The sequence below is a fragment of the Rhodobacteraceae bacterium M382 genome (assembly GCA_025141015.1).
Taxonomy (GTDB): domain Bacteria; phylum Pseudomonadota; class Alphaproteobacteria; order Rhodobacterales; family Rhodobacteraceae; genus Aliisedimentitalea; species Aliisedimentitalea scapharcae.
The window spans coordinates 1,680,234-1,696,461 of sequence record CP081098.1; the positions used below are offsets into that span (position 1 = coordinate 1,680,234).

Consider the following 16,228-nt stretch of genomic DNA (forward strand, 5'->3'; position numbering starts at 1 on the left):
GCCCCGAGATGTAGGGCAGGGCCGGGGGCTTGGCAATCAAAGTGCCACCAAATCGCGCAAGGGAATTGTGTCAATCTGCAACCCAAGGCTTGATTGCCGACGGACCCGACCTGTAGACATGTCCAACCGATGACACGAGGACGCCATGAACAGCAGCCGCCCGACCCAGAAAGATGCCTATGCCCTGATCCTCGAAGCGATCGACGTCGGGGTCTACAAGCCCGGTGATCGGCTGGTGGAAAGCGATCTGGCCGAGCGGTTTGGCGTGTCTCGCACTCCGATCCGCGAGGCGCTGCAGCGTCTGGAAACCCAGTCACTGTTGGAACGGGATGGCCGATCGCTGATCGTGGCCTCGCTGGACCACAACCAGATGGCCGAACTGTATATGGTGCGACGGGAATTGGAGGGGCTGGCCGCGCGGCTTGCCGCCCGACATGCGACCGAAGAAGAGGTCAAGGTGCTCAGGGAGATGGTGGAGACCGACAATGCACTGGTCGGCAATCCGACCGAATTGGCCAAGGCAAACCGTCGGTTCCACGAGCAGATCCACCTGGCGTCGCACAACCGGTATCTGGTGCAGCAACTGGATCTTGTGCACCGCACCATGGCGTTGATGGCAACCACGTCATTGGCGGCCGAGGGGCGGGGCGAAATTGCCCAGAATGAACACGACGGGATCGTAGCGGCCATTGCCGCGCGCGATGAAGACGCGGCGGCCGAGGCGCTCAAGGAACATATCTCTGTCGCCTTCATGACTCGGTTGAAACAGGATGCGAAAAAGCGGATCAAAAGCTGATCAGATCGTTTCGCATTCGGATCCTGCATGACCGTGTTCGGTTTTGTCCCAGAAGAACGGGCACCAGATCAGTTCGTATAGCGCCTTGTACGCCGCAAAGACCCCCAGCGGAAAATAGGCCATGATGGTCAAAACCCAAGGGATCAGATAGCGGCGATTTGACGATGAAACGGCTGTCATGCCGATCCCGATCGCCAGCACTTCGAACAGCATCAAAACGCCGGTGCCAAAGTTCAGAACATGCGGGGGCAACATGTCGGCGGCAGGATGGGGCAGGCCCAGCAGGATCAGCCAGAAGGACCACAACAGCGGGGCGAGCAGGAATTGTCCCAATGTGCCAAGAAAAAACGCCTGAAATCCCAGAAACCGTTTCAGCCCCAGATCTTGCCACAGCTCGATCGGGTTTCGCATGTGCACCAGATAGGTGACCATGAATCCCTTGAGCCAACGTGAACGCTGTTTGACCCACGGCCAGGGGCGGCAATTGGCCTCTTCATAGGTGGCGGTTTCGATCAGCTCGGTCCGGTACCCGGCGCGGCACAGACGCACGCCCAGATCGGCGTCCTCGGTGACATTATGGGCATCCCACCCCCCCAGTTGCTCCAGGATCTCGCGTTTGAAAAACAGTGTGGTGCCGCCCAGCGGAACCACGAGACCCAGGTGCGCAATGCCAGGAAGGACAATGCGGAACCAGCTGGAGTATTCGATGGTGAAACAGCGGCTGAGCCAGTTGGAGCGCGGATTGTAATAGTCCAGAACCCCTTGCAGGCAAACGACGTCATCGTCCGCATGGGCAAATCGGTCGGCGACCATTTCCAATTGGTCCGGGGTCGGGGCATCCTCGGCATCCCAAACACCCACGATGTCGCCGCGGCAGAAATCCAGCGCATAGTTCATGGCACGGGGTTTGGTGGTCAACCCATTGTGGGTGGGGACTTCGATGACCCGCATCCATGCTGGAAGATCGGTTTGGGCCAATGTGTCCCGGGTCACGTGGTCGTGCTCTTCCAGAACCAGGATCACGTCCAAAAGCGATTTGGGATAGGTCAGCCGGCTGAGGCGTTTGACCAGTGCGCGGGCAATGGCCTTCTCCTTGTAGAGCGGCACCAGCACCGAAATCTTGGGCAATCGTGCGTTTGACACAGGGGGCGGCGACACAGGGGCAGCAATGAACCCATGCGTCGCAAGATGCATGGCGAACCCGGCGGCTTTCAGCGAGGTGAACAGACACAGCGTAAAAAGCGCCAGGATGCACCCTATGGTGAACAGCGTCAGAGGAAAGGCCCAGAACAAAACACCCATCAACAGCGGCAGGCACAGACCGACATAGCGATGCACCCGGCTATCCCAGGTGCGGCAGCTGTATTTTCCCGCAACCCGTGCACTGGCCGCCCGGGCCAGATCGGGCGTGAAATGCGAGGCAACAAAGGCGGCAATTTCCGTCTCGGTGGCGAGAACCGGGGCCACATCAGGGAAAACCGTTTCAAATTCGGGCAGCAGAGCGTCAAACCGGTCGGGCCTGGAGGTTGCGATCAACACCGTTGATCCCAGTCGCATCCAGGGCACAACACCGTGATGCAGCCAGAATTGCGCGGATTTTGTGGACAGCAGACGATCGTCGCCAGTGCGCGGATGCAAGGTCACCTGTTGAAGCCCGTGTTGCTGCGCCAGCGCGAACTGGATATCGCGCGGGTCAGCCCATCCTTCGGCAACCAACAGTTCCCCTATCGGTGCCCCAAGCCGCAATTGCATTTCCAAAGCGCGGATCAGCTGGTCCTGGCTGATGACGCCATTGTCGACCAGATATCGCCCCAGTGGCAACCGGGGCTGATCGGCCAGCTCCATCGGAGTAGGCCGTAAAAGCCGCAGATTTTGTTCACTCATGCCGTCAACCCAAGCCCTTTGCCCGAGAGTGGCCGAATCAGGGTTAACAGCGGGTTAAAGCATAAGGTCTTTCCCAGTTTCGGGGCGGGATTGACGGGAGGGGTACGCAAAACACCCGCCGGAGCGGGTGTTTGAGTTCATTCATAGTTGTTTGTCTTTGCCCACGCAGATTTACGGGGGTCAGGCAGATTTGCGGGCGGCCATCGCTTCGGCAAAACGTTCGAACAGATAAAAGCTGTCCTGTGGGCCCGGGCTGGCTTCGGGATGGTGCTGGACCGAATACACCGGGCGATCAGCCATGCGGATGCCGCAGTTTGACCCATCAAACAGCGACGTATGCGTTTCGATCACACCATCGGGCAGGGTCTGAGCATCGACCGCAAACCCGTGGTTCATCGAGGTGATCTCGACCTTGCCGGTGTCGTGGTCCTTGACCGGGTGGTTGGCACCGTGATGGCCGTGGTTCATTTTGATCGTTTTGGCACCCAACGCCAACGCCAGCATCTGATGACCCAGGCAGATGCCAAAGACCGGAATGTCGGTGTCGTTCAGGATTTCCTTGATCATCGGCACGGCGTATTCGCCTGTTGCAGCCGGATCGCCGGGGCCGTTGGACAGAAACACGCCATCGGGGTTGTGGGCCATTACCTCTGCCGCAGTTGCCGTGGCAGGCAATACGGTTACATCGCAACCTGCCGAGGCAAGACAGCGCAGAATGTTGCGCTTGGCACCATAATCCACGGCGACGACCTTGTGTGCCGGTGTCTGTTGGCTGGCGTAACCATCGGGCCATGCCCACCGCATTTCATTCCAGCGATAGGATTGGGCACAGGTGACGTCCTTGGCCAGATCCATCCCTTCGAGGCCGGGCCAGGCACGGGCCGCGGCGACCAGCGCCTCGACATCAAAATTGCCGTCTGGATCGTGGGCCAATGCCACATGCGGAGCACCCTGTTGGCGGATCGCACGGGTCAGGCGGCGCGTATCCACGCCCCCAATGGCGATACGTCCGGTGCGCTCCAGCCAGGACTTGAGCTCTTCGGTGGTACGCCAGTTCGAAGCCAGCGTGGGATCCCATTTCACAACCATGCCGGCGGCAACCGGGTCCGCGGTTTCATCGTCATCGGGGTTCACACCCACATTGCCGATGTGCGGAAAGGTAAAGGTGACGATCTGCCCGGCATAGGAGGGGTCGGTCATGATTTCCTGATAGCCGGTCATTGCCGTGTTGAAGCATAGTTCGGCCACGGTCTGTCCTGTGGCGCCGAACCCGATGCCATAGAACACGGTACCGTCGGCGAGTGCCAGACATGCGGTGGGCTTGGGCGGTGCGGTCAGGGCCATTGCACGACTCTCCATGTGGGCTAAATTCATGGGCTTGTACGGGGCAGGGGCGCGCGGGTCAAGGCCATGGTTTTTTTGCTAGGTTGTTTGAAAACAATGACTTAGGGGAAATGGTGCATGGTTGTGTCAGCCAATTTGTTCCGGTATTGTTGGCAGTTCGAATATCCATGGGGATGGACAACTGAAAATGGACATGCGCACGCGGGTCAACACGGCCCTGAAACAGGCAATGAAAGACAAGGCCGCTCAGCGGTTGTCGACCTTGCGGCTGATCAATGCAGCAATCAAGGACAAGGACATTGCATCTCGTGGTGGCAACGATGAAGGCACCGGAGTTGGTGACGACGAAGTTCTTGCCATTCTGGACAAGATGACCAAACAGCGCCGCGAAAGCGCGCGCGCCTATGAAGAGGGCGGTCGCCTGGATTTGGCCGAACGCGAGCTTCAAGAGATTGGGGTAATTGAAGAATTTCTGCCCAAGCAATTGGATGACGACGAAGTCGAGGACGCCGTACGGGCAGCCGTGGCCAAGACCGGTGCCGGATCTATCCGCGACATGGGCAAGGTCATGGGAGAGCTGAAAAGCCGCTATACGGGTCAGATGGACTTTGGCAAAGTCGGCCCGATGGTCAAGGACCAGCTGTGTGCCGGTGGCGGTCAGGGCTGTTAACCGGCCCGATTTTCCCATGCATCACGGCATGAACCAAAGGAAGTCCGGGACCATTGGTTTCGCGGGCTTTCCGATGTCGGGACCAACTGTCCGACCGTGCGATTCGATTCGACGGTTTGGGTCCGCACAGGCGGCCTCTCAGCTTCGAATGCGGTGTGAGAGTTCGTGATACAGGGCCTTGCGCTCGTCCTCGGACAAAAAGGCACCGATTTCGACCTCACGACCATTGCCGCGTAGTGTGATGTAATAGGGCACCGGGCCGCCCTGTTCATGCATTTCAACTGTGGTCCAATAGCGGTTGCAGGACCAATCCTGCATCGCTCCGTGTGGATTGTGGCGCTCCAGCCGCGCTTCTTGCGGGCCGAGTTCCAGGATTTCGAGGATTTTTTGGTCGTGGCGATTGCGATCCAGAGCGTACCACATTCCCAAGACCGCCAGCGTCAGAAAGGGCAATAACCCCCACAGAACGACAGTTCCCAGAAAGGGCAGGAGGGGGAGAGCAATCAACACCGCAGTCCCCAGAATGAACCACTTGTGCGCCTTGGGCGGCAGTGATTGGTGGGGCCACAGCTGCAACACCTGAAGCGGTTCGGTGGATGAGGTCGTGTTCCATTGATAGGGCATCTTGGGGTGGTTCTAGCACGTGATGTACGGGTGTCGAGCCTTCTGATGGTCGGGGGATGTCCCAAGCCAGGCTGGCGATTGTGCACCCAGGGACCATTTGAGGCGACTGCAAACGAGGGGGCGTTGGTCGAGGCCGGGATCAGAAGGCGTATTTCACAGCCAACTGCAGACGATCCGAATCAAAGGATGCCCCGTTTCCCTGTGTGCGGTTGACCGTAAAGTATTCGGCCATCAGCGTGGTGTTCTTGCGCAGCGTGAAAAACGCCGACAGGTGCATCGAAGTCAACCGATCCGTATCTGTTCCAAAGGCCTGATTGACGTTCATCCAGTCAACCGTTGCAGCCAGTTTGAGCTTGGGGTTGACCTGTTGGGTTACGGTCAATGCTGCCGAATTGACGCCCACGGCATTTCCGCCGATTGTCAGCGCATTTCCAGTCAGCCCAGCATTGATGATATCCGCAATGCCTTCGCCAGTGGTAAAGTTGGCCTTGAGCTTGCCACCTTGCCAGAGACCCAGCACAGTCGAAAAATTCAGCCCCCAGCCTTCGACCACAGCGCCGCTGATGGTCGTGTCGCGCCACAGGCCGGACACCCGGACCATGCCGTTGTTCAACCCGTGCCGCAGTGCCAGCGTATAGGCGAGATCGCTTGAATTGCTCTTGTCCTGTTCGACCGAGGCAGAAAGGCTCGTGTTGCCCCAGCCCTGGAATGTGTACCGCACTTGTGGCAATCGGGCCAACGGATAGCCCAGAGAGGTTTGCAGATCGACGGTATCGGCAATGTTCTCGACCGACATGAAATTGGTCCAGTTCTGGCCGACCATGAAGCCGTACCAATCAATATAGGCATGTCTCAGGCGCAGTGAATCATTGGCTCCGAAAAAGTCGCCTTCGAACCGCGCAAAAAGATTGTCGGGTCCGCGAACGTCAAACCCGATGCGGGTGTCATTCAGCTGTTGCCGGTTATAACTGCCCGGAGGCCCGCCGGCGGGTAGCCCGATGTTCTTGAGCCCGCTCGTCGTGCCGCCAAGATCAAAGCCGTCGTCCCATATGGCGTCAGCCTTGATGTATCCATAGGGTGTGATCGTCACGCCATGTCCCAGATCCAGGGTGAGCGGAGAGCTGTCCTGTCCCAGCACGGCACCAGGTTCGAATGTCAAAAAAAGGGAGCTGGCTAAGACTGTTAATCGGCTCGACGTTTTCATTGTTTCCGCGCCCTCATCCATCACTAAATAGTTATTTGAATACCCCTAAATGGCCCCAAAATACACAGTTTGTGAAAAATGAAATTGGGGCTGTGTCAATTCTGATAAGGTCCCTTTTCTCGAAACGGATCGTGACCAACAAAAAAGGCCCCGCATTGCGGGGCCTTTTGTATTTCATTGGTCAGAGCCGGATCAGTGTGCGGGGCTCTTGTCCCAATCTTCCTGCTTTGGCAGCTGCTCGAACGTGTGTTCGGGCGGCGGCGATGGCAGGGTCCATTCCAGCGTATCTGCGTATTCATTCCAATAGTTGTTTTCGGTGATACGGGCACCGCGCAGCAAGGCGTGGATGACGATACCAAAGAAAAGAATGAACGAAGCAAAGGCAATGAATGCACCGATCGAAGACACATAGTTCCACTGAGCAAAGGCTTCGGGATAGTCGATATAACGGCGCGGCATGCCCTGACGACCCAGGAAGTGCTGTGGGAAGAAGGTCAGGTTGGCACCGATAAAGAACAGCCAGAAGTGGATTTTGCCCCAGAATTCCGAATACTGACGACCGGTCATCTTGCCAAAGTAAAAGTACATCCCGGCAAAGATCGCAAAGACAGCACCCAACGACATTACATAGTGGAAGTGCGCAACCACATAGTAAGTGTCATGATAGGCGCGGTCGACGCCAGCCTGGCTCAGAACCACACCGGTCACACCACCTGCGGTGAAAACAACCAGGAAGCCAAAGGCGAACAGCATTGGGGTTTTGAACTCGACCGACCCGCCCCACATGGTGGCAATCCAGCTAAAGATCTTGACCCCTGTCGGAACCGCGATGACCATCGTGGCCAGCATAAAGTAGGCCTGTTGGTTCAGCGACATGCCGACGGTGTACATGTGGTGTGCCCACACGACAAAGCCCAACGCACCAATCGCGATGATCGCCCAGACCATTGGCAAATAGCCAAAGACCGGCTTGCGCGAGAAGGTCGCAATGACGTGCGAAATGATGCCGAACCCGGGCAGGATCACGATGTAAACTTCGGGGTGACCAAAGAACCACAGGATGTGCTGATACAGGATCGGATCACCGCCACCGGCAGGATCAAAGAAAGTGAAACCAAAGTTGCGGTCCATCAGCAACATGGTGATTGCACCCGCCAGAACCGGCAACGACAGCAGAATCAGCCACGAAGTGACAAAGATCGACCAGCTGAACAGCGGCACCTTGAACAGGGTCATGCCCGGGGCACGCATGTTCAGGAAGGTGGTGATCATGTTGATCGCGCCCAGGATCGAAGAGGCACCCGAGACGTGAACCGCGAAAATCGCCAGGTCCATCGAGAAACCGCCTTCGTTGGTCGATAGCGGCGGGTACAGAACCCAGCCGACACCCGAACCCAACTGGTCATTGCCACCCGGAGCCAGGACCGAAGCCACGGCCAGCGAGGTGCCCGCAACATACAGCCAGAAGCTGAGGTTGTTCATCCGCGGGAACGCCATGTCCGGCGCACCGATCTGCAACGGCATGAAATAGTTGCCAAAACCGCCAAACAGGGCAGGGATGACCACAAAGAACATCATCAGGATGCCGTGCGCGGTGATCAGCACGTTCCACAGATGGCCATTGGGAGTACATTCAGCGGCAGATGCGAACAGACGCGCACCTTCCATACACATGTACTGTACGCCCGGGTCCATCAGTTCCAACCGCATGTAGACGGTGAAAGTGACCGAGATCAGGCCGACGATCGCCGAAACGATCAAATAAAGGATACCAATATCCTTGTGGTTGGTGCTCATGAACCAACGGGTAAAGAAACTCCGTTCGTCCTCGTGCCCGTGACCATGAATGGCTGCGTCTGCCATTTAGGTGCCTCCTGTTGCATGTCGAAAGGCACATCGGACCCCAGCAGGACCCAATGCGCCTAGATTCACATGAGTTTTAGAGTTTCAGGCGACCCGCTTCAATGGCCGAGTTTGATCTGGATCAAGATAAATTGCCGCGCCTGCTTGATGTGGAGACGGTCCGGCGAGATTCAAGGGGGGAAATCGGCAATTCTGATCCAGAGCGTTCGAGTTGCATGGCTTGACCTTGCCCCACCTGGGCCGCAGAAAACATATGACAGATATGACCAAGGAAACGTTTTCATGACCTACGACCCCGACAATATCTTTGCCAAGATCCTGCGCGGCGAAATTCCGTCCAACAAGGTGTATGAAGATGACGACACCTTTGCCTTTATGGATATCATGCCGCGGGCCGACGGGCATCTGCTGGTGATCCCCAAAACGCCCTGCCGGAATGTTCTGGACGCCAGCCCCGAACAATTGGCGGCGGTCATGTCCACGGTTCAGAAAATGGCACAGACCGTGTTGCGGGCGTTTTCGGCCGATGGGGTTACCATTCAGCAGTTCAACGAAGCGGCAGGCGGACAGGAAGTGTTCCACCTGCATTTCCACGTTCTGCCGCGTCATGACGGGGTCAGCCTGCGGGCACCGGGTCAAATGGGCGACTTTGACGTCATTGCCGGGCATGCCGATCAGATCAGATCCGCGCTCTGAATCCGGGGCGCAACAAAAATTGCCGCCCCGCAAATGTGCGGAGCGGCGGGCTGTGCTGAAAAACTTGCAGTGTTATGCGTTACCGATCAAAATTCGAGATGAGAAACCTAACCGGTTCCCATTTGTTCGGGCCGCGATAAGATCGACGGGATAGATCCGTTCTGACCCTGTGGCGTTAATAACGGATCAATATGTAGGTTTTTTGACAGGTCTATGGGCTTCAGGTGCAGCAACCGACACACGGGAACCATGGCGACACGTCGGATCACACGCGCACAGGTGGTGTCGACGATCTATGAATCTGTGATCAACCCGGCACAGTTCGAAACATTCCTGGACCTGTGGTCGCGCCATTTGCACGATACGGTCGCGTAGGATCTGGGCGACGCCCTATCGGACGGGTTTGAGGCCAGTGGTGATCTGGAGCAGGCGGGGCCGGATGCCAACCTGCACCAGCATTTCACCCAAGCCCAAAGAATGTTTGAGAATATGGAATGTCTGGTGCCGCAAACCGACATTCTGGATAGCGTTCGCCGGTCCAATGGGTTGATTTGGCGGTATCCGAAGACGGACTGCTGCGGGCAGCCAGCGAGGCGGCGCAGATCTGGATGGCCGGAGCCGGGGCGCTGGCGGACCTGCATGCACAGATCACCGGTCAATCTTGTCAGGTGCTGGACCGGATGGTCGACCAGTTGCACGAACAGTCGGTCAAAATGCTGACACCGGCTGTTCTGAGGGCCAGGACCCAGCCGCGCCATCTGATAGCGTGGCAGTCGCACAATGGCGGCACGCCAGGACGGGCAGGGGGGCACCGGCCCTGTTTGTTGATCATGGCTTTGGATTTTCAGTGGACGGCGCACGTCGCGCAGGTGTTGGCAGAAGCCTTTGATCTGACACGCGGCGAGGCGGAGGTTACCGGGCATCTTTTGGACGGCCTGACGCCGAGCGAGATTTCGGCGGCAACCGACAATTCGGAACATACAGTGCGTACCCAGATCCAATGGTTCTGGCCAGGACAGGGGCACCGGGGCCGATCGAATAGATCCGTCTGGTTGCATGTCTCAGCAATCAGGTTTCGAATGCAGCAGATGATCAGGGGCCGCCGGGGTTGTTGCCCGGCGAAGTGCGGGGTTCGCGGGCTGGCTGCAAGGTCCAGGTGTTTCACGCAGGAAACCCTAAAGGCATTCCGGTGATCTTTTTGCATGGTATGTTGGACGGGACAGCGGTTTTGCGATGTCTGCAAGGCAGGGTGCAACATGAGAACTATCAGGTTTTGGCACCGATGCGGCCGGGGTTCGGTCTGAGTGATCCAGTCACGAATGCCAATGAGATGATGGATCGTGTGACCGAACAGATTGCTGGCCTGATCAAAAGCGAGAGGCTGGCAAAGCCGATCCTGCTGGGGCATCTGGCAGGCGGGATTTATGGGCATGTCCTGGCGCATCGGTCGCGGGATCGCGTGGCCGGGTTGGTGGCTGTTTCCAGCGGGGCTCCGGTCACCCGGCTGGGTGATATTTCGTCCATGTCTGCCCGCGTGCGGGCGATCGCCTATACAGCGCGATATACCCCTCTTTGTTGCCTGCGGTGTTGCGGGCAGGGGTTGCAATGATCGACAGCCATGATGGGGATGGCTTTATGGATGTGCAATTCCCCAAGGGGAGCACGGACCGACGGACGATCCAGCCGTTGGCGTCAGGGTCCCTGATCCAGGGTGGCTATCGTCTGTCCGTTCAGCAAGGCGTTGCGGGATTTGCCTGTGCTTCCTATTGGGCGGTGCGGGATTGGGGGGAGTTGGTTCGGGGCGCTATGGTGCCGGGCATCTATCTGCATGGCGGGCAGGATATGGTGAACCGCGCGCATCGCGTCACCCAGGCAATGACGCGCTGGCCCGAAGTGCAAGTGCGTGTTCTGCAAGATGCCGGGCAGCTTTTGTTTTATGAACGTCCCGATCTCGTGTTTGCCGCGCTTGGCGAAATCGCGGCCTTGCATCGGTGATCTGAATCAGTCGGAGCCACCAAAGACAGTGTCGAACCCGCGCCGAAGGGCGACGTCCAAATCGTCCATCACCACAGGCAGACCCAAGTCTACCAGGCTGGTGACACCGTGTTCAGTGATGCCACAGGGGACAATGCCGCCAAAATGGCCCAGGTCCGGGTCTACATTGATCGAAATGCCATGAAAGCTGACCCATTTACGTAGGCGGATGCCGATGGCGGCGATCTTGTCTTCGCTGGGGTGCCCGGTGACGGTCACAGGTTTGTCGTCGCGCACGACCCATACTCCGACACGCCCGTCGCGGATATGGCCGGTGACATTGAATTCTTCCAGTGCCAGAATCACCCAGCGTTCCAGCTGGGCGACAAAGCGGCGCACATCATGACCGCGTTTGCCGACATCAAGCATAACATAGACCACCCGCTGTCCGGGCCCATGATAGGTATATTGCCCGCCGCGTTTGCTGTCGTAGACAGGGAACCGATCGGGATCTGTCAGATCTTCGCGTTTGGCGCTGGTGCCAGCGGTATACAGCGGCGGGTGCTCGACCAGCCAGATACATTCATCCGCTTCACCCGCAGCAATGTCTGCTGCGCGCGTTTCCATAAAGGCGACAGCCGTTTCGTAATCGGTCAGCCCGTCTGTTGTGATCCATTCAACCATGCTCACTGCTTATGCCAGCGTGCCCACAGGCTCAAGCCGCCTCTGCCTGGCAGCGCGTCAGAACATCGGCATAGGCGTCAGTGCCCTGCGCGCCCGTGACCAGATATTTGCCTGCAAAAACCATGGCAGGAACACCCGTAATCCCGCGCGAGGTCCAGAATTGTTGTTTCTGGCGAACCTGTTGTGCGCGCTCGCCACTGTTCAGAAGCCGTCGGGCTTCGTCCGGATCTAGCCCGACCGACTCCGCCATGCCCACCAGGACATCGCTGTCGGATACATCCAGCCCTTTGGTGAAATAGGCTGCAAACAGCGCCTGTTTCAGGTCAGTCTGTTTGTCGCTGTCTTCGGCCCAGTCCAACAGCTGATGGGCGCGAAAGGTGTTCACCATGCGCATCTCATCAGTAAAGTTGAAGGCAATCCCCAGATCTGCACCCAGATCCGTCAACCGTTGCCGTGCCGCGATGCTGTCCTCAGCGCTGATCCCATATTTTTGCATCAGGTGTTCGCGCAGATTCTGCCCGTCGATGCCCATGTCAGGGTTGAGTTCGAAAGGATGCCAACGTACCGCCGCACGAATTCCTTCGCGTTCCAGTGCCTGACTGAGCTGGCGGAACCCGACAATGCACCAGGGGCACACAACGTCGGAAATAATATCGACCTGAACAGTGGCGGCAGTCGTGGTAGTCATCTGGCGGGGTTCTCCAACAAGGGGATTGCAGCGCTGCAACACAGTTGCAGATAACGGCCGGGATCATTATTTCAACCCGCTTGAAAAAGAAGTGATTTGCCTCTTCACAACCTTATCCAGCTCGTCTATATCGCCCCGTACCAAGCCTAAGACAGTGCGGTCGTGGCGGAATTGGTAGACGCGCAGCGTTGAGGTCGCTGTTCCTTAACCGGAGTGGAAGTTCGAGTCTTCTCGACCGCACCAACTAAAATAAAAATTTCTAATATCTTTAAGTGCTTGATGGAGTGGTAGTGTTTCGCGTCCACCTTGCCTTTCCCCTTTCCCCTTTCCCCTTTCAGCACTTAGATCATCGCGGATACTGTCGTCCTATCACCAGGATGACCGATAATCAGGCCGCTGTAAAAAGGTGGATAGCCGTCATGAAAAAGATGCCTGGAATGAGTGCTGATTCCGGTGGTTCACGGCAAGTCGACTTGAAGGCAGAAATGCGCAGAAAGCGGAGTTTGCAAAGTGTAGGCCATTTGCCGACAGCGGCCGTTCATGTCGTGTGCGGTTAAAGCCGGTTGGGAGCCCCACAGAAACTTCACCGTTGCACCCCCTTGAGCAGGCGTCAAACCGTTGCCAAGCACCGCAAAATTGAAGAGCTCAAGCCTGAAAAACTTGCCGTCCGTCCATCCAGGTTTCAAGAACATTGATCGCCTTGATCTCATTTGGGTCAACGTCACGTGGATCCTGATCAAGGATTACCATATCCGCCAGTTTTCCGGGTTCCAAACTTCCAACTTCGTGATCAGAGAAAAGCTGCCAAGCGGCTTCCGAAGTCATGGCGCGAATGGCAGTCTCCACTGAAATCGTCTCTTGAGGCGCAAGAATATAGTCTGGTTCTTTCCAGGTGCGCCGGGTCACTGCCATCTCGATCATGTGCAAGGGGTCCGGATCAGTCACCATAAAGTCCGAGTGCAATGTGAAGCCAACACCTGCTTCGTCGACACTGCGGCAGCGGTCGAGAAGCTGTACTTTTTCTTCGCCAAAAACCTCGTCACGCATGGCGATGCCCCAGAAATGAACGTGGCCGATCAGGAAGCTTGCAGAGACACCGAGATCCTTCATCCGCGCGATCTGTTCATCATGAAGGATCGAACAGTGTTCGATCCGTGGGCGGACGCGGGACATGTCGATCCCTGCCTCTCGTAGCGCCTCGCAGGTGTCGAGGATATTGTCGATAGCGGCATCGCCATTGCCATGGATCGCCAAGTGCCAGCCCTTACTGGCCCTCTCAAGCGCGGCGGCGGTCAGTTCGTCGGGCTGCATATAGGCCAAGCCTCGATTGTCGCTGTCCAGATAGGGGTCGCGTTGCAGGCCGGTAAACCCTTGGTTGGAGCCATCGGCGACAAGCTTATAGCCTGCAATACGCGCAAGCGCATTTCCATCGCCTTGCATGACCTTGGCTTCGTCCCAAGCCTCAGCCCCGATAGTATAGAACGGATAAGCCCGAATGCGCGCGTTCATGCGCCCAGATTGTGCCGCGGCGGCCATGACCTGGGCGTCTGCAGGGGACTGTGCCAATGCACCAAGGCTGAGCTCAGAAACTGTTGTCAGGCCAAATTTCGCCCACTTGTCCAACAGCCCAAGCAGACCCTCAACCGGGTTCACCTCCGCCATCGCGGGGTAGTTTTCCGCGATCTTTAAAAACGCGACGTTGTTCTTCATCGTACCGGTCAGCTTGCCCTCTGCGTCCCGCACGAACTCTCCCCCTGGGGGATCTTCGACATCATTGGTCACGCCAGAGACTTCAAAGGCCTTGGAATTGGCATAGGCCAAATGGCCAGAGGCGTTCAGGACAAAAATCGGGTGCTCGGTTGAAATTGGGTCAAGATCCGCGAAGGTCAGAGCGTCAGCCCCTTCCTGCACGGCAGGGTCAAAATTGCGGAACACCAGCCAGTCGCCAGCCGGTGTTTCTGCCACCCGCTGCGCAATATGATCGAGCACTTCAGCGACGGTGGAATAGCGGGCCATGCCAACGTATTCCATAATGGCATCCACCACCGAACCAGACACAACGTGAGTATGTGCGTCGATAAACCCTGGCAGCACTGTCTTGCCACCCAGATCGATTATGTTGGCATCTGCACCGGCCACGGCGCGGACCTCGCCATCACTCCCAACAGCCAAAATCCGGTTTCCACGCAAAGCAATCGCTTCGGCTTCCGAAAAATCGTCGTCTACCGTGAGGATATTGCCGTTGGTGAATACTGTGGTGGCCTGCGTAGATGTTGCGGACTGCGCTTGGCCCCCGTTTGGCAACAGCGTTGACAGCCCGGCAAAGGCCGCGCCAGATTTGAGAAAGTCCCGTCGGCCAAAGCGCGCCCAGTCGATCCCCCAGTTGCAAGACCATCCGTTCTCACTGGCGGCTTCCTCTTTCAGATTACGTACAGTGTTGTTAACGGAAAAGAGTCCCCCAAATGTGCCACTGCAACACGGACAGCCATAGAGTTCATGTTTCATTATGTCTTCCCTCAAAAATCGCAAAAGAACACGGGCACAAAGTTGACCGCCGACATGACTAAAGCTGGCATATAGGAGACTTCAAATAAACTCCAAAAAATGGCAGTCTAAAGGTGAGGTCGACCATATTCCGTTTGGTAAATGTTTCCAGCGTCTACCCATTTTCGACGCGCGCGGTGAAGGTCCGCTTTCGCAAATCCGCATCTAGGGCCGTGTGTCCGTTTCGGGTTGGGAGCAGCCGCACCGACCCACGCCTTGGATGCTGTTCTGGCCGTCAATAGCTGCTGTGTGTAGAAGCGGATTTTGCAAAGTCACGCGCTCGGCCCACGCCCGCCGTCCATCAGTAGCGCCGGTGCCGCGTTGCGGCTTCCCGAGATTGGCCATTCACGCATCGTGCCGCATTTTCGAAGGGTGAGGGGCCATAGCGCGAGACAATAGCTGCCATTGAATGGTTTTGGTGCAAATGCGCATTTACCCGTAGTCTGGCCGTGGGCCGCGCGTCGAGTTTCAGGTCACAGGTGCTCTCGTGGGGAATCATGAATTATTGGAACCAATGGCCAAGACTGTCGTCACACGTTCCGTCAATTCGCTAAATCGCGGGAGGCAGACCTATGAACGGCCAATGTGTTTGTCAGTCAGGCGCTTATTCAAGTCCTTGGTGGTGTTTCCCATCGGATAACTGATCTCGGGGACAGAAATCCCCAACCAGTTGCACAGCGGATCCCACCCGTCGCCAAGATTATGAACCAACAGCCGCTCTGGGTCGACAGTCTCGATAACCTCTTCCGTGTTCCGGTTATAGGTCGCAATGGCGTGACCCCGGTCGTCTGGACGCCCGCCAAAAACCTGCTCAGCGACCAACAATACACCTAGCCCGTCCGGATCATCACCACTTTGGAAGTGTTTCAAAAGCGTTGCCTCAAAACTGGTCCACCAGCTTTCCGCCGAACGCAGCGTCAGCAGCACTTTCGCATCGGGATATTCATCTATCAAAGTCCGCCAGTAGTGAGCAGAAGGCCAGTCGACGCAGGCGTGATAGCCGGTAAACAGCAATTCCCAGTCCGGCTCGGCACCTTTGGCAAGATCAAGCCATGGCTGCCTTAGTGGCGTCCCCTCTTCAAGCTCGAACATATGGTGCGTAGGCCCGACGCCAAGAATGTTCAAAGCGGTGCGCATTGAATCGGTGCCAGTCCTGCCAAATCCAGTTCCAATAACGTTTAGTGTCATGAAAATCTCCAAACCTGTTGGTGCCTTGAAATTGGGCCGACTGGCTGCCTCAATAGACGCCGCTCAGGT

Annotated in this window: 15 protein-coding genes and 1 tRNA gene; 7 read left to right on the forward strand and 9 right to left on the reverse strand. The window is 57.1% G+C overall.

Annotated features, from left to right (window positions below):
* Window positions 1-145: 145 nt before the first annotated feature.
* Window positions 146-796 carry a GntR family transcriptional regulator gene (locus K3727_07680; GenBank protein UWQ92649.1) on the forward strand — a complete coding sequence of 217 codons (651 nt, stop codon included), beginning with the start codon at window positions 146-148 and terminating at the stop codon, window positions 794-796.
* Here the strand turns inward: K3727_07680 and K3727_07685 are convergent, their stop codons facing one another.
* Both K3727_07685 and carA read right to left on the reverse strand, forming a co-directional pair.
* Window positions 797-2,680 carry a glycosyltransferase gene (locus K3727_07685; GenBank protein ID UWQ92650.1) on the reverse strand — a complete coding sequence of 628 codons (1,884 nt, stop codon included), beginning with the start codon at window positions 2,678-2,680 and terminating at the stop codon, window positions 797-799.
* A 180-nt stretch (window positions 2,681-2,860) separates the two neighbouring features.
* Window positions 2,861-4,024: a glutamine-hydrolyzing carbamoyl-phosphate synthase small subunit gene (gene carA, locus K3727_07690; protein ID UWQ92651.1), complete on the reverse strand. Its 1,164-nt coding sequence runs from the start codon at window positions 4,022-4,024 to the stop codon at window positions 2,861-2,863.
* A gap of 187 nt (window positions 4,025-4,211) precedes the next feature.
* Here carA and K3727_07695 point away from each other — a divergent pair, with 187 nt between their 5' ends.
* Window positions 4,212-4,694 (forward strand): GatB/YqeY domain-containing protein, encoded by a 483-nt coding sequence (locus tag K3727_07695; protein ID UWQ92652.1) that lies wholly within the window; start codon window positions 4,212-4,214, stop codon window positions 4,692-4,694.
* Window positions 4,695-4,832: 138 nt separating this feature from the next.
* Here K3727_07695 and K3727_07700 read toward each other — a convergent pair whose 3' ends face one another.
* The 3 genes from K3727_07700 to ctaD all read right to left on the reverse strand — a co-directional run bounded on the left by K3727_07700 (window position 4,833) and on the right by ctaD (window position 8,385).
* Complete coding sequence (locus K3727_07700; GenBank protein ID UWQ92653.1) at window positions 4,833-5,318, reverse strand: DUF2244 domain-containing protein; 486 nt, start codon at window positions 5,316-5,318, stop codon at window positions 4,833-4,835.
* A 139-nt stretch (window positions 5,319-5,457) separates the two neighbouring features.
* A complete protein-coding gene (locus tag K3727_07705) occupies window positions 5,458-6,477 on the reverse strand; it encodes a porin (GenBank protein ID UWQ92654.1) in 1,020 nt (339 codons plus the stop codon).
* 237 nt (window positions 6,478-6,714) lie between these two features.
* Window positions 6,715-8,385: a cytochrome c oxidase subunit I gene (gene ctaD / locus K3727_07710; protein UWQ92655.1), complete on the reverse strand. Its 1,671-nt coding sequence runs from the start codon at window positions 8,383-8,385 to the stop codon at window positions 6,715-6,717.
* Window positions 8,386-8,667: 282 nt separating this feature from the next.
* Here ctaD and K3727_07715 point away from each other — a divergent pair, with 282 nt between their 5' ends.
* From K3727_07715 to K3727_07730, 4 genes are all read left to right on the forward strand, one after another.
* The gene (locus tag K3727_07715; protein UWQ92656.1) at window positions 8,668-9,081 is read left to right on the forward strand and encodes an HIT family protein; all 414 of its coding nucleotides are present in this window, start codon (window positions 8,668-8,670) and stop codon (window positions 9,079-9,081) included.
* Window positions 9,082-9,632: 551 nt separating this feature from the next.
* Entirely contained in the window at window positions 9,633-10,274 is a 642-nt protein-coding gene (locus K3727_07720) for a hypothetical protein (GenBank protein UWQ92657.1), read from the forward strand.
* Window positions 10,271-10,690, forward strand: coding sequence for an alpha/beta hydrolase (locus K3727_07725; GenBank protein UWQ92658.1), 420 nt, complete (start codon window positions 10,271-10,273; stop codon window positions 10,688-10,690). Before K3727_07720 ends, K3727_07725 begins: the two co-directional genes overlap by 4 nt.
* Window positions 10,687-11,076 carry a hypothetical protein gene (locus K3727_07730; protein ID UWQ92659.1) on the forward strand — a complete coding sequence of 130 codons (390 nt, stop codon included), beginning with the start codon at window positions 10,687-10,689 and terminating at the stop codon, window positions 11,074-11,076. Before K3727_07725 ends, K3727_07730 begins: the two co-directional genes overlap by 4 nt.
* 6 nt (window positions 11,077-11,082) lie before the next feature.
* On the opposite strand, the gene lipB is transcribed toward K3727_07730, so the two are convergent.
* On the reverse strand, window positions 11,083-11,739 hold the full coding sequence (gene lipB, locus K3727_07735) for a lipoyl(octanoyl) transferase LipB (protein ID UWQ92660.1): 657 nt from the start codon (window positions 11,737-11,739) through the stop codon (window positions 11,083-11,085).
* Between the two features lie 31 nt (window positions 11,740-11,770).
* Window positions 11,771-12,427, reverse strand: coding sequence for a DsbA family oxidoreductase (locus K3727_07740; protein UWQ92661.1), 657 nt, complete (start codon window positions 12,425-12,427; stop codon window positions 11,771-11,773).
* A gap of 156 nt (window positions 12,428-12,583) precedes the next feature.
* Between K3727_07740 and K3727_07745 the strand changes: the two genes are divergently transcribed.
* Window positions 12,584-12,670 (forward strand) — tRNA-Leu (locus K3727_07745).
* Between the two features lie 402 nt (window positions 12,671-13,072).
* Here the strand turns inward: K3727_07745 and K3727_07750 are convergent.
* Both K3727_07750 and K3727_07755 read right to left on the reverse strand, forming a co-directional pair.
* Window positions 13,073-14,932 (reverse strand): amidohydrolase, encoded by a 1,860-nt coding sequence (locus K3727_07750; protein UWQ92662.1) that lies wholly within the window; start codon window positions 14,930-14,932, stop codon window positions 13,073-13,075.
* Window positions 14,933-15,541: 609 nt separating this feature from the next.
* A complete protein-coding gene (locus tag K3727_07755; GenBank protein ID UWQ92663.1) occupies window positions 15,542-16,159 on the reverse strand; it encodes a sulfotransferase family protein in 618 nt (205 codons plus the stop codon).
* Window positions 16,160-16,228 lie beyond the last annotated feature (69 nt).